19 protein-coding genes, 1 tRNA gene and 4 pseudogenes are annotated in these 21,856 nt (G+C 65.1%); 9 read left to right on the plus strand and 15 right to left on the minus strand.

Annotated elements, in window-relative coordinates; genetic code table 11:
• Positions 1–44: 44 nt before the first annotated feature.
• From AC2W7L_RS14025 to yczR, 5 genes are all read right to left on the minus strand, one after another.
• Positions 45–440: a methylated-DNA--[protein]-cysteine S-methyltransferase gene (locus tag AC2W7L_RS14025; RefSeq protein ID WP_486004956.1), complete on the minus strand. Its 396-nt coding sequence runs from the start codon at positions 438–440 to the stop codon at positions 45–47.
• 183 nt (positions 441–623) lie between these two features.
• Positions 624–2,087: an AlkA N-terminal domain-containing protein gene (locus tag AC2W7L_RS14030; protein ID WP_486004928.1), complete on the minus strand. Its 1,464-nt coding sequence runs from the start codon at positions 2,085–2,087 to the stop codon at positions 624–626.
• A 32-nt stretch (positions 2,088–2,119) separates the two neighbouring features.
• Entirely contained in the window at positions 2,120–3,082 is a 963-nt protein-coding gene (locus AC2W7L_RS14035; protein WP_486004929.1) for an arsenic resistance protein, read from the minus strand.
• A gap of 123 nt (positions 3,083–3,205) precedes the next feature.
• Positions 3,206–3,877, minus strand: coding sequence for a YggS family pyridoxal phosphate-dependent enzyme (locus AC2W7L_RS14040; RefSeq protein WP_486004930.1), 672 nt, complete (start codon positions 3,875–3,877; stop codon positions 3,206–3,208).
• Between the two features lie 41 nt (positions 3,878–3,918).
• On the minus strand, positions 3,919–5,397 hold the full coding sequence (gene yczR, locus AC2W7L_RS14045) for a MocR-like transcription factor YczR (RefSeq protein ID WP_486004931.1): 1,479 nt from the start codon (positions 5,395–5,397) through the stop codon (positions 3,919–3,921).
• Between the two features lie 114 nt (positions 5,398–5,511).
• Here yczR and yczE point away from each other — a divergent pair, with 114 nt between their 5' ends.
• Positions 5,512–6,198 carry a membrane protein YczE gene (gene yczE, locus AC2W7L_RS14050; RefSeq protein ID WP_486004932.1) on the plus strand — a complete coding sequence of 229 codons (687 nt, stop codon included), beginning with the start codon at positions 5,512–5,514 and terminating at the stop codon, positions 6,196–6,198.
• 58 nt (positions 6,199–6,256) lie between these two features.
• On the opposite strand, the pseudogene AC2W7L_RS14055 reads toward yczE, so the two are convergent.
• A pseudogene (locus AC2W7L_RS14055) lies at positions 6,257–7,629 on the minus strand (pyridoxal phosphate-dependent decarboxylase family protein).
• A gap of 193 nt (positions 7,630–7,822) precedes the next feature.
• Here AC2W7L_RS14055 and AC2W7L_RS14060 point away from each other — a divergent pair.
• From AC2W7L_RS14060 to AC2W7L_RS14075, 4 genes are all read left to right on the plus strand, one after another.
• On the plus strand, positions 7,823–8,779 hold the full coding sequence (locus AC2W7L_RS14060; protein WP_486004933.1) for a TetR family transcriptional regulator: 957 nt from the start codon (positions 7,823–7,825) through the stop codon (positions 8,777–8,779).
• Complete coding sequence (locus AC2W7L_RS14065; RefSeq protein ID WP_486004934.1) at positions 8,776–9,687, plus strand: beta-keto acid cleavage family enzyme; 912 nt, start codon at positions 8,776–8,778, stop codon at positions 9,685–9,687. Before AC2W7L_RS14060 ends, AC2W7L_RS14065 begins: the two co-directional genes overlap by 4 nt.
• Positions 9,684–11,219, plus strand: coding sequence for a 3-hydroxyacyl-CoA dehydrogenase NAD-binding domain-containing protein (locus tag AC2W7L_RS14070; protein WP_486004935.1), 1,536 nt, complete (start codon positions 9,684–9,686; stop codon positions 11,217–11,219). The genes AC2W7L_RS14065 and AC2W7L_RS14070 overlap by 4 nt, the downstream gene beginning before the upstream one ends.
• Before the next feature lie 108 nt (positions 11,220–11,327).
• Positions 11,328–11,870, plus strand: a complete 543-nt coding sequence (locus AC2W7L_RS14075) for a YdeI/OmpD-associated family protein (protein ID WP_486004936.1) — start codon at positions 11,328–11,330, stop codon at positions 11,868–11,870.
• Between the two features lie 54 nt (positions 11,871–11,924).
• On the opposite strand, the gene AC2W7L_RS14080 is transcribed toward AC2W7L_RS14075, so the two are convergent.
• Together AC2W7L_RS14080 and AC2W7L_RS14085 are read right to left on the minus strand one after the other, a co-directional pair.
• Positions 11,925–12,281, minus strand: a complete 357-nt coding sequence (locus AC2W7L_RS14080) for a DoxX family protein (RefSeq protein WP_486004937.1) — start codon at positions 12,279–12,281, stop codon at positions 11,925–11,927.
• Positions 12,282–12,297: 16 nt separating this feature from the next.
• Positions 12,298–12,370 (minus strand) — tRNA-Ala (locus tag AC2W7L_RS14085).
• 163 nt (positions 12,371–12,533) lie between these two features.
• On the opposite strand from AC2W7L_RS14085, the pseudogene AC2W7L_RS14090 reads away from it, so the two are divergent.
• From AC2W7L_RS14090 to AC2W7L_RS14100, 3 genes and pseudogenes are all read left to right on the plus strand, one after another.
• Positions 12,534–13,381, plus strand: a pseudogene (locus AC2W7L_RS14090) (NAD(P)/FAD-dependent oxidoreductase); the annotation flags it as partial.
• A 144-nt stretch (positions 13,382–13,525) separates the two neighbouring features.
• On the plus strand, positions 13,526–13,744 hold the full coding sequence (locus AC2W7L_RS14095; RefSeq protein WP_486004957.1) for an oxidoreductase C-terminal domain-containing protein: 219 nt from the start codon (positions 13,526–13,528) through the stop codon (positions 13,742–13,744).
• A gap of 130 nt (positions 13,745–13,874) precedes the next feature.
• Complete coding sequence (locus AC2W7L_RS14100) at positions 13,875–14,597, plus strand: alpha-ketoglutarate-dependent dioxygenase AlkB family protein (RefSeq protein ID WP_486004938.1); 723 nt, start codon at positions 13,875–13,877, stop codon at positions 14,595–14,597.
• Between the two features lie 99 nt (positions 14,598–14,696).
• Here the strand turns inward: AC2W7L_RS14100 and AC2W7L_RS14105 are convergent, their stop codons facing one another.
• The 7 genes and pseudogenes from AC2W7L_RS14105 to AC2W7L_RS14135 form a co-directional block, all read right to left on the minus strand.
• On the minus strand, positions 14,697–15,086 hold the full coding sequence (locus AC2W7L_RS14105; protein ID WP_486004939.1) for a cation:proton antiporter: 390 nt from the start codon (positions 15,084–15,086) through the stop codon (positions 14,697–14,699).
• A complete protein-coding gene (locus tag AC2W7L_RS14110; protein WP_486004940.1) occupies positions 15,086–15,346 on the minus strand; it encodes a monovalent cation/H+ antiporter complex subunit F in 261 nt (86 codons plus the stop codon). The genes AC2W7L_RS14105 and AC2W7L_RS14110 overlap by 1 nt, the downstream gene beginning before the upstream one ends.
• Positions 15,343–15,717: a Na+/H+ antiporter subunit E gene (locus AC2W7L_RS14115; protein WP_486004941.1), complete on the minus strand. Its 375-nt coding sequence runs from the start codon at positions 15,715–15,717 to the stop codon at positions 15,343–15,345. Before AC2W7L_RS14115 ends, AC2W7L_RS14110 begins: the two co-directional genes overlap by 4 nt.
• Complete coding sequence (locus tag AC2W7L_RS14120; RefSeq protein ID WP_486004942.1) at positions 15,717–17,234, minus strand: monovalent cation/H+ antiporter subunit D family protein; 1,518 nt, start codon at positions 17,232–17,234, stop codon at positions 15,717–15,719. Before AC2W7L_RS14120 ends, AC2W7L_RS14115 begins: the two co-directional genes overlap by 1 nt.
• The gene (locus tag AC2W7L_RS14125; protein WP_441451533.1) at positions 17,231–17,563 is read right to left on the minus strand and encodes a sodium:proton antiporter; all 333 of its coding nucleotides are present in this window, start codon (positions 17,561–17,563) and stop codon (positions 17,231–17,233) included. Before AC2W7L_RS14125 ends, AC2W7L_RS14120 begins: the two co-directional genes overlap by 4 nt.
• On the minus strand, positions 17,560–19,479 hold the full coding sequence (gene mbhE / locus AC2W7L_RS14130) for a hydrogen gas-evolving membrane-bound hydrogenase subunit E (RefSeq protein WP_486004958.1): 1,920 nt from the start codon (positions 19,477–19,479) through the stop codon (positions 17,560–17,562). Before mbhE ends, AC2W7L_RS14125 begins: the two co-directional genes overlap by 4 nt.
• Positions 19,471–20,597 (minus strand): annotated as a pseudogene (locus AC2W7L_RS14135) (proton-conducting transporter transmembrane domain-containing protein); the annotation flags it as partial. The pseudogene AC2W7L_RS14135 and the gene mbhE, both read right to left, overlap by 9 nt.
• 161 nt (positions 20,598–20,758) lie before the next feature.
• Here AC2W7L_RS14135 and AC2W7L_RS14140 point away from each other — a divergent pair.
• A pseudogene (locus AC2W7L_RS14140) lies at positions 20,759–21,855 on the plus strand (glycosyltransferase family 4 protein).
• Position 21,856: the final 1 nt, after the last annotated feature.

A 21,856-nucleotide genomic window follows, 5' to 3' on the forward strand; every position in this document is an offset into this window, starting at 1 on the left:
CCAGCAACCTCGCGCGAGGTTGCTGGGCCGCCGTCAGGTAGTAATTAGAGGGAGTTTTCTAGGGTGAGCAGGTGTCGCTTGTTGTCCTCGCCCCAGGCGTAGCCGGTCATGGAGCCGTCCGCGCCGATGACACGGTGACAGGGGACGATGATGCTGATCGGATTCTTGCCGTTCGCCGCGCCCACTGCTCGCGCAGCGCCGGGTCGGCCCGCCATTTCGGCGAGTTCTCCGTAGCCGGCGGTGCTGCCATAGGGGATCTGAGTCAGTGCCTGCCACACCTGCCGCTGGAATTCGGTGCCCTTTGCCGCCAACGGCAGATCGAACCGGGTGCGCTCACCGGCGAAGTACTCCCCCAGCTGGGCCTTCGTGCGCTCGAAGATTTCGAGGTCGTCGGCCGGTGTCGGATCGACGCCGAACGTCTTGTGCAGGCGCGCATCGATCGCCTCGGAGACGTCGAGGTAGAGACCGGTGAGGTGGGTTCCGTCCGAGTTGAGGAGACCGGTCCGATCTCCGTGTCGATGATGGTCGAATACACCGGCGCCGAGGCGACCGGCAGTCCGATGGTTCCGCTCGGTTCCGTTGTCGGATCAGTGTGAGACGAGGTGTTCGTCGAGGTGGTCATATCAGGGTGTCCTTTCGACACGGCGGGCGTGATGGGCCCACAGCAGATGGGTGAGGTACGAACGCCACGGGCTGGAGTTCTTCGAGAGCTCTTTCCAGTCCCCGATGAAAGCTGAGGTCTCATTGAGTTCGGCGATCGCCTTCTTGACGCCGAGGTCGGAGTCCACGAAGACATCGGGGTCGCCAAGTGCGCGCATCCGGATATAGCCGTTGCTCCAGGGGCCGATCCCCGGCAGTGCCAACAGATTCCGGCTTGCTTCATCCCGGTCGGCCCCAGCCCCCAAGTCCACGCTTCCATCTGCCAAAGCCGACGACAGAGCTGCAATTGTGCGGATCCTGCTCTCTGGCAGAGCCCAGTCCGATGCGGGGACAGCAGCGATCGCCTCGGCGGTGGGGAACAGTCTGTCCACGCCGTTGACTACAAGTTCCGGCGGCAGCGGTTCTCCGGCTCCTGCTACGAGTCGCCCCAAGTGAGTACTCGCCGCGGCCAACGAAATCTGCTGCCCGAGTACGGTGCGCAGGGCCAGTTCGACAGGGTCGCTGTGCCCTGGCGAACGGATTCCGGGCCAGTCGTCGACGAGGCGGGCCAAGCCTGCGGATCGCAGAGTCTCTGCCACCGCCGCGGGGTCGGCATCGAGGTCGAAGGTTCGGCGAGTCCGGGCTACGGCGCTGCCGAGGTCTCTGGTATCGGCCAGGCGGAGGCGACAATCGACGAAATCTCCGGCTCCTTGTCGCACGGTGATCACTGCCGGGCCATGGGCCAGTCGCAGCGAACGGGTGTACGCCCCGTCCGCGACCGTTTCGATCCCGGGCACGGCTCGGACAGCGAAGTACTCGAGCAGATGTGAGAAGTCGGACGGCGGACGATAGGCCAGTCTCAGGTTGAGCTCATCGGCCACAGGTTGGTCGGTTCCGGGGCTGCGCAGCTGACGGGGACTGATCGAGTACATTTCGCGGAAAGTGTCGTTGAACTGTCGGATGCTGGAGAATCCGGCGGCGAAGGCGATGTCGCTCATCGGCATCGATGTGACTTCGATAAGTGTTCGGGCAGTCCGAACGCGTTCAGTGCGGGCCAAAGCCAAAGGCCCTGCGCCGAGTTCGGCATGGATGAGGCGTCCGAGCTGACGTGTGCTGTATCCGAGTTCGGCGGCCAGTGTTTCGACTCCCCCTCGGTCGACGGCACCGTCACGGATGAGCCTTACGGCCCGAGCCACAATGTCACCTCGAGTGTCCCACTGTGGAGAATTCGGGCTGGCGTCCGGGCGGCACCGCCGGCAGGCTCGGAATCCGGCATCGGCGGCCGCAGCTGCTGTGACGAAGAAGTCGACGTTCTCCCGCTTCGGTGTCTTCGCCGGGCACGAGGGACGGCAGAAGATCCCGGTGGTGCGCACCGCGGTGAAGAACATGCCATCGAACCGGCGGTCACGCGAGGTGACTGCCTGATAGCACTGGTCGGACGTGAACATAGTCCCATTCTCCGCCGTGAAGCGCAGGAATACTAGCGGTTTTCGGACACGGCAGTCGCGGGAACCAGCCGAGGCAGAATGCGGACAAGGATGAGCAGAACAATCAGTTCCATGAGGGTCTGGGTCACGACTGCGGCGGGGCCGCTCCTCTCTCCGGTGATCGCCCGAACGAGGGGAAGCATGACGAGTGAATTGCGAGTCACCCCGGACAGGATCACGGCTCGGGATTGGTCTGCAGCCATCTTCGTCGCGCGTGTGAGGATCCACCCGGCGACCGCCATCACGACCGCGAAGACTGCGAAGACCAACGCCGCAGTGCCCAAATGCCCAGCAGAACCAGCGATCACCGGAATGACCGAGGCAGTGATGACTAGCAGAGTCAGGGCCATCACCGGGTCCATCAGCTTTGCGGCCGATTCGACGACGCGATCCACCCGGGGCTGTCTGCGGGCTAGGGTGCGAACCAGGACGGCGGCGATGAGTGGAATGACGATGAACAGCAGCAGCGCTTCGCCCAGGGGCCGAATCGGCAGATCGATGCTCGTTCGCCCGCCGGTGATCGCCCACAGCAGGACCGGCAGCAACAGCAGCTGAGCGATCATCAGCATCGGGGTGAGCATCAGCAGCTGGTCGGCGGCACCTCCGGCAGCTCGCGTGAACGCAATGACGTAGTCGATGCACGGGCACAGCAGAACGATGAGCACTGCGGGCACGATCGGATCAGCAATGTCGAAGACCGCGATGAGACCAGCGACGACCGCGGGAACGACGACGAAGTTCATCCCGGCCACAAGTGCGAGGAAACGACGATCACGAAGAGCACGCAGACCCGAGTCGAACGGAAGCTCCAAGAACGTGAGGAAGAGCAGTGCGATGAGGCACGGGGTCAGTGCCGCTTCGGCGAGGCCGGCGAAGCCAGCGATCCCAACACCGAGGATGCCTCCGAGCACCGCTCCGCCGAACCACACCAGCACCTGCAGGGTCGAACTGTGCACTTATCGGCCCCTGAGAGTCAGTGTGTGTCGGGCCAGTAGTAGGAATCCGGCAGGGAGCGCTTGCCGAAGATCGCTTGGCCGACGCGCACACAGTTCGCGCCCTCTTCGATGGCGACCTCGAAGTCACCGGACATGCCCATCGACAGCCGCCGGGCCGAGGAGATCCGGATCGGCCTCGCGGACCTGGTCGCGCAGACCGCGCAGCAGCTCGAAGCAGGGACGGACGCGGTCGATGTCCGAGGAGAAGATAGCCAAGGTCATCAGGCCCTGGACCTTGAGGGAGTCGAACGATCGCAGTTCTCCGAGGAAGCCGAGAAGCTCTTCCGGCGGCATGCCGAATTTGGAGTCTTCGGAGGAGGTGTTGACCTGCACGTACACGTCGAGGCTGCGGCCTTCCGCCTGGAGCCGGCGATCGAGTGCTCGGGCGACCTTGAGCCGGTCGAGAGCTTGGAATTCGCCGGCGAACTTCGCCACGTCCTTGGCTTTGTTGGACTGGAGGTGCCCGATCACGGCCCAATTGATGTCGAGATCGGCCATCTCCTCGGATTTGCGGTGGGCTTCCTGCACTTTGTTCTCGCCCAATTTCGCACAGCCGGCGGCCACGGCCAGGCGGATGCGCTCCTGGGGAACGGTTTTGCTCACGGGCAGCAGTTCGACCTCGGTCCGTTCCCGGCCGGCGCGTTCGGCGGCAGCGGCGATCCGGCGCTCCACCTCGGCGATATTGGCTCGGAACTCCTCAACGGTCGTCGCCGTCGAATACTGTTCATCATGACTGAGTCCGCTGTCGTCTCCCATATTTTCATCGTACTCAGGTTCTCCGCCCCTGCACGTGGTGTTCACGCCACGATGCGGGCCCGACTGGTCGGTCCCCGTCCAGCCATCGACTTCGCCTCCTCCCAGGCGGCGGCCAACCTGGGCCCGACCTGTTCCAGTTCGGTCTCCGTCACCGTATAGGGCAGGCGCACCCAACGATCGAGTCCACCGGCCGGAGCGAAGTTCGGCCCGGCGACGAGGCGGAGTCCGTGGTTCCTGGCAGCGATCGAGAGCACCCCGGACCGCGCCTCCGGCAGTTCGGCCCACAGCGCCATACCACCGGAGGGGACGATGAGCTTCCACTCGGGCACCCATGCCCTCACCTGCGCGGCGAGCATGTCACGGGCGGCTCTGAGCCGAGTGCGGCACTCGGCGACGACCGCCTCGTGGTTGGCCATGAGTTCGACCGTGACGAGCTGTTCGAGAACCGGCGCTCCCAGATCGAGCCCGAGTCGGGAGGACGCGAAGTGGTCCACCCTGTGGCGGGGAATGCGCATCCATCCGATGCGCAGACCTCCCCAATAGATCTTGCTCACGCTGCCCACCGTCACCGAGTCGGAGATCAGGGCGGACATCGGAGTGGGCGTCGGCCCCTCCTCCAGCCCCAGTTCGACGAGGGATTCGTCGAAGACGGGCACGACTCGATGCCGCCCCAGAACCTCCGCGAGATCGCGGCGCTGAGCGTCGGGCAGCAGGGCGCCGGTCGGATTGTGGAAGTCGGGGATGAGATAGGCGCTGCGCGGACGCATCTGCCCCATGAGCTGGTCCATGGCGTCGATGTCCCAATGGTGCCCCTGGGGACAGAACTCGAGCGGATAGGTCACGAGACTCGCACCCGCGCCTTCGAGTGTGGCGATCGCATTCGGGTAAGTGGGGCTTTCGACGAGCACTCGCGACGTCGACCGAGTCCCGCCGAGGCGCGCGGCCCCGTCGAGGAGGGCGCGGACGGCGATGGCCGCCCCGCCGAGGGCCCCGGAGGTGATGAGGATCTGGTCGGGATCCGTCGGTGCACCGCGACTGGTGTAGCGCTCGGCGATGAGTTCACGCAGCACCGGAAGTCCGGACGGATAGTAGCCGGTCCCGGGCAGGTAGGCGCCCAGACGCGAGAGTGCGCGTTCATAGGCGTCGAGGATCTCAGGGGCTGCGACGGGCGCTGTGCAGGTGAGGTCGATCTCGGTCTCATCGGCACCGGATGGTGAGAGCAGGTGGTCGATGCGGCCGCCGGGGACACTGGGCAGCTGGACGATGCTGCCGGAACCGCGTCGGGTGACGATGAATTCCTGTTCTCGCAGGTGGGCATAGGCCCGGCCCGTCGTCGTCCGGGACACGCCCACGGCCACGGCAAGCTCCCGTTCGCTCGGCAGTCTGGCACCGACCGGCAGACGTCCGTCCGTGATCGCTGCGGCCACGGCCGCCGCCAGGGATTCGAAGGCCGGTGTCTTCCACGGGCCGTCCCCGATGACACTGGCCAGACGTTTCGCTCCGAGGGCCACTGTGCTCATGATCCGACCTCCATAGGACCACTTTCCTGCAAGTGGCTATTTCACGCAAGACCAATTTCGGTCAGAATGAGAGGACCACTACCTCAGAGCACAGAAAGCCACCGGATGACCACGATGAGAGCACCGAAACGTCAGCTGGCCAATGTCGGCCCCATCGCGCAGCTGCGCGGCGGACGACTCTGGATACGCCTCCCCCAGCTGCTCCTCGGCCTCTACCTCTTCGGTGCCTCGATGGCGATGATGGTCAATGCCGGTTTGGGCATGATGCCGTGGGACGTCCTCCACTCCGGCATCCAGAATCATGTGCCGCTGACCTTCGGGACCATCGTCACCATTCTGGCGTTCCTCGTGCTGCTCATCTGGATCCCCCTGCGCCAGCAGCCGGGTATCGGCACGATCCTCAACGCGCTCCTCGTCGGCCCCGCGCTCGACCTCACCCGCCTGTTCCTGCCCCGGCCGGAGGAACTCGGATGGAACGTCGCGCTCATGGTCACAGGCGTCGTCCTCAATGGGGCCGCCTCGGCGATGTACATCGGAACCCAATTCGGGCCGGGCCCGCGCGATGGACTGATGACAGGCCTCTCCCGCGTGACCGGTCGGTCGATCCGGCTGGTGCGCACCCTCATCGAAGTCAGCGTCGTCGCCATCGGCTGGCTGCTCGGCGGAGTCGTCGGCGTCGGCACGGTCCTCTATGCGCTGGGGATCGGTCCGATCACCCAAGCGCTCCTTCCGGCCTTCATCGTCGAACTCCGCCCCCGATCGGAGCCGACGACCACCACCGAGGATACCCCCGAAGACTGAGCGACCGTCACCCCTGCGCGGCCGTCAGGTCAGAGAAACCCAACGTCGACCGCGACACTCACTCCATCGAATCGAGGATGTCGGTGAGGTCGTCGAACGTGGTCAGCGGATTGACGATCGCGAACCTGGCATTCGGCCGCCCCTGATGCGAGCTCGGCACCACGAAGGCCCGCTGGTCCTCGAGCAGACGATCCGACCATGCGTCATAATCCGAACGCCGCCACCCGTCGCGTTCGAACACGACGACCGAGAGCTCGGGTTCGCGCACGAGCCGCAGATGCTCGCGGTGTTTGATCTCCGTGGCGATCTCACGGGCCAGATCGATCGAATGGCCGATCGCCTCCCGGTAGGTTTCGGCACCATAGCTGGCCAGCGAATACCAAAGCGGCAGACCGCGCGGCCGACGCGTCAGCTGGATGGCGAAGTCCGACGGACTCCAGTCCTGAGCATCGGTGAGCGTGTCGAGGTACTCGGCCTTCTGCGTGTGCGCTCGCCGTCCCGAATTCGGTCGCGATAGATGAGCGCACAGGCGTCGAAGGGGGCGAAGAGCCATTTGTGGGGGTCGACGATGAGCGAATCGGCCATCTCCACTCCGGCGAACTTGTGACGTGCCTGAGGTGAGAGCATCGCGGCCAGACCGTAGGCGCCGTCGATGTGGAGCCAGAAGTCGAACTCGTGCTTGAGTGCGGCGATGCCGGCGATGTCGTCGATGGTGCCGAAGTTCGTCGTCCCCGAGGTGGCCACCACCGCAATCACGGCATCCCCGTGTTCGACCAGAGCCTCACGCACCCCCTCCGGGCGCAGGATCCCGTCGTCCCCGGTGGCCACGGGTGCGATATCGACATCCATGACTTCGGCCGCAGAGGCGACCGAGGAGTGCGCCTCGGCGCTGCATACAATCACCCAACGTCCCGGCCGAGTCTCACCGAGCTTCTCCTTCTGTGCGTTGCGGGCGGCGACGAGGGCAGACAGGTTGCCGATCGTCCCGCCCTGGACGAACACCCCTCCGGCGCCTGCAGGCAGCCCGAACTCTCCGGCCAGCCAGCGCAGGACCTCGTTCTCGGCGTGAACGACTCCGGCACCTTCGAGCCACGAACCACCGTAGAGGGCACTGGCGGACACGACGAGGTCGAAGGCCACCGCCGCCTTCGTCGGGGCGCTGGGGATGAACGACAGATACTTCGGATGGTCGGTGGAGATGCAGGCGGGGGCGAAGATGTGCTCGAAGATCGCCAGCGCTCGAGCCGACCCCAGCCCCTCCTCGGTGACGGTGGGCCCGGCCAGTCGACGCAGCTCGGTCTCTGAAGTCGGATGGTCGAGCGGGGTGTCCTCGGCCAGAGTCCGACGGCGCGAGTACTCGAGCACGAGATTCACGAGGTTTCGGGTCTCATCGGAGACGACGTGCATGCGGGAATGAAGACTGTCGGTCATGGGTGCTCCTCGGGGCGGTCGATGGGGGTGGGGATCGCCCACCGATAACGAGACTAACCGCAGAGAACCGGTTTGTGATGGATCGGACGGTGCGGATCGACACGAATTCCTCGCCCGAACTACAAATCGCAAGTTCTGACTATTATTCATATTGCCTTGCGACAGGTCTCGTTGCTGAGGTAGGTTCGGCCTCATGAATGGTGCGCAGACGTCCGACACCGAGGATCATCCCCATCGCGAGGACGACCAGAGCTCCGAGCACAGCCGGAGCTCCGAGGCCACCGGCCTCCGCGCCCGGGATGCCATCGGGCGATCGGGACTCAAGCAGCGCGAGGTCGCCGCAGCTATCGGCATCGACGAGACGAAACTGTCCAAGGCGCTGTCCGGTCGCCGCCGATTCACCGCCGATGAGCTCCTCGGCGTGGCCACCGCCACCGGCGTGACCGTCCGGTGGCTGCTCGGGGACGAATCACAGGTCTCCGCTCCTCCCCCGAACACGGCGACCGTTCCAGACAGCGACGAGGATGCGAATCCTAAACGCAGCATCGCCGAAGCGGCATGGACGCTGTTCGGCCGGCACGGCTTCGACGCCGTGCGCATCGCCGATATCGCGGCCGCCTCCGGAGTCTCAGCCCCGAGCATCCACTACTACTTCGCGAACAAATCCGACCTCTTCGACGCCGCTCTCGACTATTCGGTTAAACTCGCATTCGACCGCCAGATCGCGTGGCTCGATGAAATTGCGGACCCGGCACAGAGGCTCGAACGCCTGCTGAAGCTGCAGTCCCCGCTGGGGCGAACGGAACGCGGCGAATGGTCGATCTGGCTGCAGGCCTGGGCCCGAATGGCCCTGGAAGGCTCGACACTGACGAACTATCCGCCCAGCTACGAACGCTGGTCGCGCACCGTCCAGTCCACTATCGAGGACGGTCAGCGGACCGGCTGCTTCCAAGCCGGCGATCCGCGCGCCATGACCGATGAGCTGACCTCCCTGCTCGACGGCCTCGGCATCAAGGTGCTCACCGGAGTGATGGACACCGACACCCTCTCGCTGCGGCTGCGGTCCTACCTCGGCCGCGCCATCGTGCTCCCGACCACAACAGAACACACAACCGATACATCCACCGATCGACTGAAGGAGTCATCATGAACCGCAAGGTCATCCTCACCTGTGCTGTCACAGGAGCCGGAGACACCACCGGCAAGAGCGAACACGTTCCCGTCAGCCCCGAGGAGATCGCGAACGATGCCATCGCGGCGGCCCGCGCCGGAGCATCGGTCGTCCACATCCACGTCCGCGACCTCGAGACCAAACAGGGTTCACGGGAGGTCGCCTACTACCGCGAAGTCGTCCGCCGCATCCGCGCCTCCGATGTCGACCCGGTCATCAACCTCACCGCCGGAATGGGCGGCGACCTCGTCATCGACCCACAGGATCCGCTGACCACGATGCCCGGCACGGACCTCGTCAACGCCCTCGACCGTCTCCCCCACGTCGAGGAGCTGCTGCCCGAGATCTGCACGATCGACTGCGGCAGCCTCAACTTCGGCGAAGGATCGAACCTCTACGTCTCGACCCCCGACATGCTCCGCGAAGGCTCGAAACGCATCCAGACCCTTGGCGTGCGTCCCGAGCTGGAGATCTTCGACACCGGAAATCTGTGGTTCGCCAACGTCCTCGTCGAAGAGGGACTCATCGACGCCCCGCCGCTGTACCAGCTGTGCATGGGCATTCCCTATGGTGCCCCTGCCGATCCGGGACTGCTGGCGGCGATGGTGAACATGCTGCCGAAGGGTGCGCAGTTCACGTCCTTCGCCATCGGCGCCAACCAACTGCCGTGGGTGGCCCACTCCGTGCTCGCCGGCGGTCACGCCCGCGTCGGACTCGAGGACAACCTCTATCTGTCCAAGGGAGTGAAAGCCACGAACGCCGATCTCACCGCTCGCGCCGTCGAGATCATCACAAGCCTCGGCTCGTCCGTGGCCACCCCCGATGAGGCCCGCGAGATCCTCGATCTGCGCGTGCAGACACCGACCATCACAGGAGACGATCTGTGAACGATTCCACCCACGCCGCGCCCGCCCCCAGCTCGCCGGTCTTCCCCGACTTCGATGCGATCGGCTCCATCACCTGCGTCGGCGCCGGAACGATCGGCGGCGGTTGGGCCGCATACTTCCTCGCCCAGGGGTACCGGGTGAAGATCTGGGATCCGGCTCCGGATGCCGGCGAGAAGTTCAATCGACTCCTCGACGCGGCTTGGCCGGCCCTGGCCGAACTCGACATGGTCGCAGGCGCCGACCGAACCGCGTGGTCGATCCACACCGACCTCGCCGAGGCGGTCGCGGGCACCGGCTTCGTCCAGGAGTCCGCTCCCGAAGATCTCGCACTCAAGCGTGGTCTCCTCGCCCAGATCGACGAGGTCTGCCCACCGAACATCGTCATCAGTTCGTCGACTTCGGGCTACAGCATGACCGAGATGGCCACCGAGGCGGCCCACCCCGAACGGCTCCTCGTCGGCCATCCGTTCAATCCGCCCTACCTCATCCCTTTGGTCGAGGTCGTCGGCGGACAGTCCACGTCGGCCGCCGCTGTCGACTGGGCCGCAGACTTCTTCACCCACATCGGCAAGTCCGTCATCCGCATGGACCGCGAAGTCCCCGGCTTCATCGCCAACCGACTGCAGGAGGCACAGTGGCGGGAGGCCCTGTACATGGTCGAGCAGGGCGAGGCCACGGTCGAGCAGATCGACCGCTCGATCACCGATGGTCCGGGCCTCCGTTGGCCGTTCCAGGGGCCGATGCTCACGTTCCACCTCGCCGGCGGTGAGGGCGGTATGGCGCATATGCTCGACCATTTCGGTCCGTCGCTGAAGTCCCCGTGGACGCGCCTGAACGCTCCCGAGCTCAGCCAGCAGCTGCGAGATGATGTCGTGGCCGGCTGCGATATCGAAGCCGGTGAACGCTCCATTGCCGACCTCGTGGCTCATCGTGATGCCGGAATCATCGCCCTGCGTCGGCTCACGGCGCAGTTGGACACCACGCCAGACGCCAGCAAAGCCCAGTCGGCGGACGGCACTTCGGGGCACCCGGCATCCCCCGCCGCGGTTTCTGCTCCCCCGTCCTCCGCACCGACGGCGGCGACCGCCTCGGCGTCGAAGCTGAGCACGTACAGCACTGAGGTCGTGCCCAAGTGGATCGATTACAACGGTCACATGTCCGAGGCCTTCTACGTCCTCGTCTTCGGATTCGCGACCGACCAGGTGATGGATCAGCTCGGCCTCGATGCCGCCTACCGAGAATCCCAGAAGGCGTCCCTGTATACGGTCGAATCCCATATCCGCTACCTCGACGAGGCGGCTCTCGGCGACCGACTCACCGTCGTCCCGCGCCTCGTCAGTGCCGCAGAGAAGAAGCTGCACCTGGCCTATGAGATGTATGTCGGGGACCGGCTCGTGTCCACCGAGGAGATCATGGCCCTCCACGTCGATCAGACCACGGATCGCGTCGTGCCCTTCCCGGACACCGTGGCCGAGCGGATCTCTCAGGTCGTCGCGGAGCGTCCGGAGTGGGTAGGTCGCTCGATCGGCTGACTCGTCAGGAATCGAGAAGTCAGCCCGGACTCGGGCCGCTATTCTTAAAGTCATCGCTTCAGTCGAAGCCGACTATCCGGACCCGAATCCGTTCCATGAGGAGTCATCATGACCACCACGAGTGCCGACGTCACGTTCACTGCGACCGCCGAGCTGCTGGCCGACCGTCCGATTCTGCGCCTGCCCCAGGACGCCAGCGATCAGCTGCCCTCCCGCGGGCAGGTGGCCGTCACCGGCACCCTCGACGGCACGGAATTCAGCACTGTCGTCGAACCCGATGGCCTTCGCGGCCATTGGATCAGTCTTGATGAGGACCAATGGAAGAAGCTCGGTGCGAAAGAGGGAACGGCGGTCGAGGTCGGCCTGACGCCGACGAAGGACTGGCCGGAGGTCACGGTTCCCGCGGACCTCCGCACCGCGCTCGATTCTGCCGGCGGTCTCGACGATGTGTGGTCCGGCCTGACTCCGATGGCACGGTGGGAATGGGTGCGCTGGATCAAGGCGACGAAGAACGCGGATACGCGTGCTCGTCGTGTCGACGTCGCGATCTCGAAGCTCGAGTCGGGCAAACGTCGTCCCTGCTGTTTCGACCTGTCCTCCTGCACGGATCCGGAACTGTCGAAGAGCGGAAAGCTGCTCGGGCTGTCCTGACCCGGCACGCGCCTCATCGGCATGCGTAGCAGGCATCTGATCGCGGTGCAGGATTCAGTCGGTGTCTGCGGCAATCGCGGCCGAAGCCCAGATGAGCGGGATCTGCAGCGGCAGTCTCGCCAAAGCAATGGCCCGGCCCCTGGGAACGTCCCAGTGTTTGACCACAGTGTAGATGTTGGCAGGGAAGACGCCGACCATGAGCGCCGCGGATGCCGCGCCGCCAAGGCGACGTGTCCCCGCGTTCGCCATCAGTCCCGCGCAGCCGAGTTCAGCGATGCCGCTGGCATAGGTCCAGAAGCGCGGGTTGCCCAACTGAGGCGGCACGATGGAGTCGAAAAGGGCGGGCCGGGAGAAGTGGGCAACGCCGGCCAGTCCGAGGATGCCGGTCATGACCGTCGTCTTCATCGTCATTCCGAATCCGTTCTTGTGGAGCTTAGGGGAATCGAACCCCTGACCTTTTCATTGCGAACGAAACGCTCTACCAACTGAGCTAAAGCCCCTCTTCCGGTTTCAGCTTACGCCTGCTCCCGGCGTTCGACCAAAATCGCGCGGCCCCAGACGGGGATCGACCGGCACGGCCTGTCACCTGGGGCGGATCCGGTGGAGCCCCTTGATCCCGGCGAGTAGAGTCGAAAGAGAGTCCCCTCTACGAAAGGACCGACAATGGCAGAAGAATTCGGAACAGTCGTCATCGGCGCAGGCCTCGCAGGAGGCACCGTGGTCGAATCACTGCGCGACGCCGGCTACACGGCGCAGATCGCTCTCGTCGGCGCCGATCCTGCGGCTCCGTACTACCGGCCGGACCTGTCGAAGAAGGTGATGATCGAAGGGTCGGATCCTGCCGATTCGGCGCTCCGAGGCGAAGACTGGTATCCCGCTCACAACGTGTCGACGTTCTTCGGCACCTCGGCGACCTCCATCGACACGGATGCCCAGACGGTCGACCTCGAGGACGGACGAGAACTGTCCTATGGTCAGGTGATCCTCGCGACCGGAGCGGTGCCCCGCACACTCGACGTCCCGGGCGTCCAGCTGGGCAATATCCACACTCTCCGCGATGCCGGGGATGCAGTGGCCATCCGCTCGCAGTTCGGCGACGGCAAGAAGGTCGCGGTCATCGGCGGCGGCTGGATCGGCCTGGAAGTCGCGGCAGCGGCGAAGTCCCACGGCAGCGATGTCACGGTCGTCCTCCGTACCGACGCTCCCCCGCTCTCCTCCGTCCTCGGACAGGAGCTTGGAGAATACTTCGAGGACCTGCACCGGAAGAACGGAGTCAACTTCCTCAAGAACGCGGATACGACCGCGTTCACCGGTGACTCCGCGGTCGAGGCCGTCGAGACCTCCGCCGGAAGCGTCCCGGCCGATCTCGTGGTGGTCGGAATCGGCGCCATCCCGCCATCGACCTGGCATCCTCGGCAGGGTTGTCGACCGAGAACGGAGTGATCGTCGACGAACAGATGCGCACGTCGGACGGCAACGTGCTGGCGATCGGCGATATTGCGAATGCGCAGAACACTCTGCGCGGTGAACGTCTGCGCGTCGAGCACTGGGACAACGCGGTGCGCCAGGCCGAGGTCGCAGCCTCGACGATCAGCGGAGGGACCAAGTCCTACGACTGGCAGCCGTACTTCTACACCGACCAGTTCGACCTCGGTATGGAATACGTCGGCCGCGGCGCCACCGAGGACGACGTCGTCATCCGCGGCGACAAGTCCAGCGGCGAGTTCATCGTCTTCTGGCACCGTGACGGAACGGTCACCGCGGCCATGAACGTCAATGTCTGGGACTATGGCGACGAACTCCGCGCGCTCATCGGCAACAACGTCACCGCCGATCGACTCGCCGACGAACAGGTCCCCGTCGGCGAACTCTGAATCGGTCTGCCTCTGAGTCCGACCGCCACTGAGTCGGACCGCTCAGCTTTTTCTTGATGACTCCGCGGGGTCGGTGACAGACAGTCCCCGACCCCGCGGTTTCCTTGCCGTCTCTGGCATCCTGGTAGGCATGGATTCGCTCTTCGCCGATGAGGCTTTCGACCGCCGACCGACAATCGTCGTACCCGGCGCGGTCTGGGTGCCAGGCTTCCTGTCCTCCGAGGCGCAGCAGTGGATCATCGCCCGCTACGCCGAATGGCAGTCCGGTCCGGTACCACCCCATGCCACGACGATCGCGGGCCATCCGATGAGTGTGACGACGATCGGTCTGGGTTGGCATTGGCAGCCCGGGCGCTACGACCGGCGTGCCGTCGACGTCAACGACAAGGTAGTGCTGCCTTTCCCCGATTGGATGACCCGGCTGGGTCGGCAGGTTCTGCAGTCGGCAGTCACGGTCGTCGAGGACTCCGCGGATTTCGCCCCGGGATCCGCTGCCGCGTGGGGTTTCGATCCTGCCTGCTACCACCCGGATGTGGCACTTGTGAACTACTACGACGAGCACGCGAAGATGGGCATGCACCAGGACAAAGACGAGTTCGATTCCGCGCCCGTCGTCTCCCTGTCACTCGGCGATACGTGCCTCTTTCGCTTCGGGAACACCGAGTCTCGCAACCGCCCCTTTGACGATCTGCGCCTGGCGTCGGGCGACGCCTTCGTCTTCGGCGGACCTGCCCGCTTCGCCTATCACGGGGTCCGATCGATCCAAGCGGGAACCGCACCGGATGCGGGACGGCTGGACCACCTCGGCGGGGGCAGGATCAACATCACGATACGCACGACCGGTCGGCACTGAGCGACGCGACCACGTGGCTGAGCGACCCACCACTGCGACAACAACGGACACGAGCAGCTGAACGTATCGAGCGATCGGCGCCCTCAGGGAACGGCGGACTCAGGATTCCTGCGCGTCGGGGTCGACGTCGATGACGCCTTCGGGCGGCGCTGCGAGCCGATTCGGTGCCGTCTTGCGGAACACCGGCTGTCCGGACAGCACGGCTGACCTGGCCAAGGTGTTGCTCGCGACCGAGGACACGATGATCAGACACAGCACGGCGATGACTGCCATGATCAGCGAGGTCCAGGAGAACCCGGACGAGTACAAGTCGAATACGAAGGCCGCGATGACGATGAACGGCATGCCCAGACCGGTGGCCGGAGAGAACACGTTGATCCGCGACAGTGCGTCGCGCACCCGGAACATCGCCAATGCGGAACCGAGCAGGAGCAGGGATCCCGTGATTCCGAAGATCCCGACGAGGGTCGTGGCCAGCGTTTCGTTCATCAGCGGTGCCCCCTCGTGAGGATGCGCGACAGGGCGATCGTGGCAAGGATCCCCACCATGGAGGACAGGAAGATCACGTCGAGGACGATCGACGACGACACGACGATGCCGAGCATCGTGACGATCGCGATGGCGGAGAAGTAGATGAGGTCCGAGACCACTGCGCGTGAGCCCTGATCGCGGGCCGTGAGCACCCGGATGAGGCCGATGATGATAGCGACGGCGAGGATGACCGAGCAGATGCCGGCGATGACGATCATGGATGTCCTCCCTGCAGATCCGTGTGTGGTCCCGGCGCGCGTCCACGGGTCATGGACAGCAGACGCGACTCCATATCGATGAGCCCGTCGAGAGCGGATGCCTCCGACTCTTCGAACAGGGCGTGGACGAAGATCACCGGCGGGGTCGTCGACGTGCCGGCCGCGATCGCTGTGACCAGAGTGCCGGGCGTGATGGTGATCGACGACGCGAACAGGGTGACTTCGAGGTCGGTGGCGCAGCGCATCGGCAGCTCGACGATCATCGGCTCGGCGTAGTCGCTTCGGAAGAGTCGGGCGATGACGGTCGCCGACCCCGTGATGATCGCCCGGACGATGAAGCCGACGTAGGAGATGCCGTGGATGAGACGCATCACGGTGCCATCACCGCCTCAATATAGTCGCTGTGATCGAGCAGACCCTCGGCTCCCCGGAGTGTGAGTTCGAGCAGAGGCTCCGGGAAGCAGAAGAGCGCAACGGAGAGTCCGATCATGATCGTCGCCGGCACCAGCAGACGGGCGGGAATGCGCACGCTGCGCATGATCGGTTCGGCTGGGGCACGCCCGGTCTCTGCCGAGTCCGGGCGGTAGGTCTGCATCGGCGGTCCCCAGAAGGTGTTGCGCCAGGTGCGCTGAAGCGCCAGCAGGCTGATCGCTGCGCCCGCTGTGATCGCAGCGACAAGGACCCATCCGACGCCGCCGCCGGTGTCCGTGGAAGCCCGAATGAGTCCGACCTTGCCCCACAGTCCCGAGGTCGGCGGAAGACCGACCAGGGAAAAGAGTCCGAGGATCATCAGGATGGTCGCCCACCGCTCGCGGGAGGCGAGCCCGGACAGCTTGCGGAAGGATCCCGTGCCGTAAGTCTGTTCGACCGCGCCCATGATGAGCAGCAGACCGGCCATCGTGATCATATGGTGCATCATGTAGAAGGCACCGGCGCCGAGGGCCGCCGAGGTCAGCAGAGTGACGCCGACGAGGATGTGGCCGACGCCGGCAGTCATCTGGAATCCGAGCACATTGCGCACCCGCACCTGCCCGAAGCCGGAGACCGCACCGATGAGGATGCTCGCCACCGCGACGATGAGCAGGACCGTCGCCCACGGCGCGGGTTCACCGTAGACCGTGGTGTAGATGCGGTAGATCGCGTAGAGCCCGACCTTCGAATGCAGCCCGGAGAACAGCGACATCATGCCCGCCGAGGTGTTCGGATAGCTGCGGACGAGCCAGCCGTGGAAGGGCGCGCCGCCGGCCTTGATGAACAGCGACAGCAGCACCACGCCCAGCGCGATCCCTGCCTGGCCGGTCGGCTGTCCCTGACCTGCCAGAACCGCGAGGTTGACCGTGCCGGTGGCACCATAGACGAATCCGACGCCGATGAGCAGCATCGTCGAGGTCAGCAGGTTGACCATCACATAGAGTCGTCCGATCCCGAGCCTGCGCCAGGTGCCGGTGACGGCGATGAGCGCGTAGGCGGGCAGCATCATCACTTCGACGAAGACGAAGAGGTTGAACAGATCACCGGTCAGCAGCGCACCATAGACTCCGGTGAGCATCATCATGATGAGCGCCGGAACGAACCGGTACTGATCCTCTCCGGTGGAGATGAGGAACAGGCTGCTGACGAACGCGACGAGTGAGGTGAGCACGAGCATGAGCGCAGTGAACGTGTCCGAGACGAACACGATCGCCAGACCGGGCACATAGTCGCCGACGGAGTGGGCGATCACCGGGGTCGAACCGTGCAGCCCGAGGAGCCCGATTCCGCTGCCGCCGACGAACACGGGAACAGCGAGCAGGAGCAGTCGGTCGAAGGTGCGTGAGGTGATGAGCACGCTCAGGGCGGAGGCCAGGAGCGGGACGGCGACGAGCAGGAGGAGCAGGGCTGAGTTCATGAGTCGCGCTCCTCCCCCGTCTCGGGGCTGCGTTTCTGGTCGTCGTCATGGCCGAGCACGGCCAGAGCGAGCATGAAGATCGTCACCGCCAAAGTGATGACGATGGCGGTGAGGACGAATGCCTGAGGCAGCGGGTCGGCCGCTTCGGCAAGGGAACCGCGCCCGGCCAGAGGTTCGCCTCTCCAGGCGCCGACACCGGCCGAGAGCAGGATGAAGTTCGCTGCGTGGGAGATGAGGGTGAGTCCGAAGACTCCCCGAACCATGGAGCGCTGCATCATGAGGTAGACGCCTCCGGCAGTGAGGACGCCGATCGTCAGTGCCAGGATCATGCTTCCTCCCCATCTCCGCCGGCCGGTGAGTCCCCGCGGAGGATATGCGTCGAGTTCGCCCGCACCTTCGCTTCCTCGGAATCCTCAGCGCCGCGGCGGCGGCTGCGTTCGGGGCGTTCCCCGCGGATTGCCTCCATCGGACCGCTCAGCTCACCGTAGAGCAGCTCATCGGCACGTTCGCGGGTGCGTTCGACGTCGCGTCGGATGATGCCGTTGGTGAGCACATCGTCACCGGCCGGAGTCGCCGCGGAGTCCGAGACGCCGAGGAGGTTGAACGAGAGCAGCATGAGTCCGAGCACCGACAGGTAGACGCCGACATCGAAGAGCATCGACGTCGTCCAATGCTGACCGGCGAACTCGCCGTGCATCGGGTGGAGGAACGAACCGGCGAACAGGAGACCGATGATTCCGGTGACCACTGCCGTGGCCACGCCGGAGCCGATGAGGTACAGGGGTGCCCGCGGCGGACCGATCGCACGATCCTTCGGCGTCGACAGGTAGGCCAAGCCGATGACGGCTGAACCGACGAGCGCGGCGATGAATCCGCCGCCCGGGGAATTGTGACCACGCCAGAAGATCAGCAGTGAGCTCACCGCCAGCAGCGGACCGAGGACCTTCAGCGTCAGCTGCAGCGGGATGACGTTCGGCCACGCCTCGTGGACGCCGCGGTACGCAGTGGTGCCCTTGGGGCGGATGGACACCCACGGAGGCCGCGGCGGTTCCGGGATATTCTCGGCCGGCGGGTCGATGAACTTGTCCTTGACCGTCGACATCACCGCGACGATCGCGATTCCGGCCATGCCGAGGACGGTCAGCTCACCAAGGGTATCGAGGGCACGGAATTCGACGAGGATCGTGTTGACGATGTTGTCTCCGCCGCTGATCTCCGGAGCCTTGTCGAGATAGTACAGACCGAGGTCGGAACGTTCCCGCCGGCCGTTGAGCACCAGGGTGAGTCCGGCCGCGCTGGCACCGACGATGACCGCAAAGAGAAGGCGCGGAGTCTGTTTGCGCTTCGGGTACTTCCAGAACGAACGGGGAAGTTTCTGGAGCACGAGCATGATGACGATGATCGTCATCGCTTCGACGAGCAGCTGCGTCAGGGTGACGTCGGGGGCGCCGAGAGCCAGGATCTGCACGGTGGCGAGGATACCGATGGCAGACAGCGCCACAACGGTCGTCAGACGCGAATGCGAGGTGCACAGGACGAGGACTGCCACGGTGATGAGGACGAGCAGGATGACGTCCACCGGACGGCTGAGATTCTGCTGCAGCGGCGGCAAGTCGGCGAAGACGACGGGAATCGAGCCGATGGCGAGCACGCTCAGCCCGCCCAACGACATCGCCAGATAGGGTCCGGAGTTCATCGGGCGGACGAAGGCGGCAAGACCGTGTCCCAGACGTTCGAGGCCCGTCGTCAGCGAGTCGATGACATCGGATCCGTCGAACGGCAGCGTGGCCTTGTGGAAGAAGACGAAGACGCGTGAGCGACGCAGGATGAGGACGACGCCGATGGCGATGATGAGTCCAGAGGCGAGCAGTTCGATGTTGAATCCGTGCCACAGCGCCAGATGGACGTGTTCGGTGGCGTTCGGCACCGCCGCGCGCACCACGTGGTCGAGCGGAGTGTCGAGGAGGAAGAGGACGAAGCTCAGCGGAAACGAGGCCAGGATCGGCAGGGCCGCCGCGATGAGCATGACGGGAGAACCGCGGTGGATGTCACCCGTCTCGGGTTCGCGCCCGTCGATGAAGCTGCCCCAGACGGTCTTCGCACAGTAGGCGAAGGTGAGCACGGAGGCACCGACCGCGACGAGCAGAGCCACCCACCCGGCCCAGGGACCGCCCGGCGTCTCTCCCAGGGCCGTGAACAGGGCTTCCTTCGACACGAAGCCCAACAGCGGCGGAATCCCAGCCATGGATGCACAGCCGATGATCATCACCGTGAACGCCGCCGGAGCGGACCGCATGAGCTTCGGAATCCGTGCCAGGTCGCGGGTGCCGGCGAGGTGGTCGACGACTCCGACCATCATGAACAGACCTGACTTGAACAGTGCGTGCGCGATGACGTGGAGAGTGGCGGCAGCGATGGCCGCCTCGGTGCCGACGCCGATGACGGCGGTGATGAGGCCAGCTGGGACACCGTCGAATAGGCCATGAGCTTCTTCACGTCATGTTGGTTGAGTGCGAACCAGCCGCCCAGACACGCAGTGAGCAGTCCCGCCGTCACAAGCAGAACGTTCCATGCCGGTGTGGCGTGGAAGGTCGGAGAGAACCGGAGCATGAGGAAGATGCCGGCTTTGACGACGGCCGCGGCATGCAGATAGGCCGACACGGGGGTGGCTGCGGCCATCGCGTCGGGCAGCCACGGGTGGAAGGGGAACTGAGCCGACTTCGTCATGGCTGCGATGCCGACGAGCAGAGCCACCAGCGTCGTGACCTCGGGCTGGCCCGCCCACACCGGCGAGCTGATCGCGTCGGCGAGGTTCGTCGTCCCGGTCACGGCGATGATCACTCCGGTGGCCACCAACAGGCTGAGGCCGCCGATGAACGTGAAGAACATCGTCCGCAGGGCCGGCGCCTGCCCGGGTGATCCGGAACGGGCGATGAGGAAGAACGATGCCAGAGACGTCAGCTCCCAGCACACGAACAGGACGAGCACATCGTTGGTGAGCACGAGCGCGACCATGGAGAAGGTGAAGATCACCATCAGCCAGTAGAAGCTCGTGTTCCGTCCGGGGCTGAGGTAGCGGGTCGAATAGATGAACACGACCGCCCCGATGATCAGGGCGATATATGTGAAGACCACACCGATGCCGTCGGCCCGCAGCGCCAGGTCGACGCCGAAACTGGGAATCCACGGATACGACGTCTCCGGGTTGTTCCCGGCCATCACCTCGGCGGCAGTGGGGGTGAACAGCGCAGCCACGCCCAGGTAGGCGGCGGCGAGCGGCCAGCCGCTCTCCCGGCCGGCAAAACGAGTGAGGACCGGGGTGAGCACGACCAGTCCCGCCAGAGCGATCAGCGTTAGGATCATGAACGGGCCTCAACGGCCGCGGGCACAGGTGATGATTCCTTCACTCACTGATCCTTCGTCGCAGAATACGCATTCGGACAGACACAGACTTTCGAAGAATCAGACTATCGACTCGGAGTTCCATGAGCAAAAACACACAGAGCCGTCAACCCTCTTCGAGGCTGTCGGTCTTCTTCGACGCGCGCTTCACCCGCACCGATCACCACGACGGGATCTCCCGGTACGGTTCGTGTCTGCTCTCGGCCCTGCTCAGGGCGTCGAGGGCACGGAGATCGACGTCACCGTCATCATCAGCGACCCGGCCCAGCTGGCGCTGCTGCCCGATTGCGCATGGGTCGAGTTGTCAGACCCCACCTCCCCCGCTGAGGTGGCCATCGCCGGGAAGCTCAATGCCCTGGGAGCCGATGTCGTGTTCTCCACGATGCAGACGATGGGCTCCTTCGGTCGCCGGTACGGGCTCATTCTGACCATCCACGACCTCATCTACTACTCCCATCCGAAGCCGCCCGGCGACCTGCCGCTGCCGGTCCGACTGCTGTGGCGGGCGTATCACCTGAGCTTCGCCCCGCAGCGGCTGCTGCTCAACCGCGCCGATGCCGTTGCGGCTGTGTCCGAGACGACGAAGGACCTCATCGCCGCCCACCGTCTGACGGAACGTCCGGTGCAGGTGGTGTCCAACGCCGCCGGGGTGGCCGCCACCGCCACGCGGGCGGCGAACCGGCACGATGCGAAGTCCCTCATCTACATGGGTGCGTTCCTGCCGTACAAGAACGTCGAGTCCCTGATCCGATCTCTCGAGCATCTGCCGGGGTGGACCCTGCACATCGCCAGCCGCATCGATGGTCGGCGGGAAGCGCAGCTGCGTGCCCTCATCCCGGGCCGGGCCAAGGTCGTCTTCCACCGTGGAATCAGCGATGAGGAGTACGCCCGACTGCTGGACCAGTCGACGGCCCTGGTCACCGCCTCGCGCGAGGAGGGCTTCGGTCTGCCCGTCATCGAAGCGATGGCGCAGGGAGTGCCTGTGGCTGTTTCGGATATTCCGATCTTCCGGGAGATCGCCGCCGACGCGGCCGAGTACTTCGACCCGGAGGATCCGGAGTCGATCGCCGAGGCGGTCACCCGACTCACGGATGCCGAGAGGTGGGCGGAGCTGTCCGCAGCCGGTCAGCGTCAGTCCCAGGTCTTCGATTGGGCGAAGTCGGCCGACTCGCTCGTCGAACTCATCAGAGACGTTGCTGGGAAGCGGACGACAGGGTAGC

It is taken from the genome of Brevibacterium sp. LAARM3_SD1 (assembly GCF_057364765.1).

Coding starts and splice junctions, on each gene's coding strand:
- yczR (WP_486004931.1), bottom strand. CDS start 5,397: ATGAGCACAGTGGCCCTCGGAGCGAAACGTCTGGCCAGTGTCATCGGG.
- AC2W7L_RS14110 (WP_486004940.1), bottom strand. CDS start 15,346: ATGATCGTCATCGCCGGCATCTGCTCGGTCATCCTCGCCGTCGCTATC.
- AC2W7L_RS14095 (WP_486004957.1), top strand. CDS start 13,526: ATGGAATACGTCGGCCGCGGCGCCACCGAGGACGACGTCGTCATCCGC.
- AC2W7L_RS14040 (WP_486004930.1), bottom strand. CDS start 3,877: ATGGGAGACGACAGCGGACTCAGTCATGATGAACAGTATTCGACGGCG.
- AC2W7L_RS14030 (WP_486004928.1), bottom strand. CDS start 2,087: ATGTTCACGTCCGACCAGTGCTATCAGGCAGTCACCTCGCGTGACCGC.
- AC2W7L_RS14115 (WP_486004941.1), bottom strand. CDS start 15,717: ATGCGTCTCATCCACGGCATCTCCTACGTCGGCTTCATCGTCCGGGCG.
- AC2W7L_RS14100 (WP_486004938.1), top strand. CDS start 13,875: ATGGATTCGCTCTTCGCCGATGAGGCTTTCGACCGCCGACCGACAATC.
- AC2W7L_RS14060 (WP_486004933.1), top strand. CDS start 7,823: ATGAATGGTGCGCAGACGTCCGACACCGAGGATCATCCCCATCGCGAG.
- AC2W7L_RS14065 (WP_486004934.1), top strand. CDS start 8,776: ATGAACCGCAAGGTCATCCTCACCTGTGCTGTCACAGGAGCCGGAGAC.
- AC2W7L_RS14080 (WP_486004937.1), bottom strand. CDS start 12,281: ATGACGATGAAGACGACGGTCATGACCGGCATCCTCGGACTGGCCGGC.
- mbhE (WP_486004958.1), bottom strand. CDS start 19,479: ATGGCTGGGATTCCGCCGCTGTTGGGCTTCGTGTCGAAGGAAGCCCTG.
- AC2W7L_RS14105 (WP_486004939.1), bottom strand. CDS start 15,086: ATGAACGAAACGCTGGCCACGACCCTCGTCGGGATCTTCGGAATCACG.
- AC2W7L_RS14125 (WP_441451533.1), bottom strand. CDS start 17,563: ATGATCCTGGCACTGACGATCGGCGTCCTCACTGCCGGAGGCGTCTAC.
- yczE (WP_486004932.1), top strand. CDS start 5,512: ATGAGAGCACCGAAACGTCAGCTGGCCAATGTCGGCCCCATCGCGCAG.
- AC2W7L_RS14075 (WP_486004936.1), top strand. CDS start 11,328: ATGACCACCACGAGTGCCGACGTCACGTTCACTGCGACCGCCGAGCTG.
- AC2W7L_RS14120 (WP_486004942.1), bottom strand. CDS start 17,234: ATGAACTCAGCCCTGCTCCTCCTGCTCGTCGCCGTCCCGCTCCTGGCC.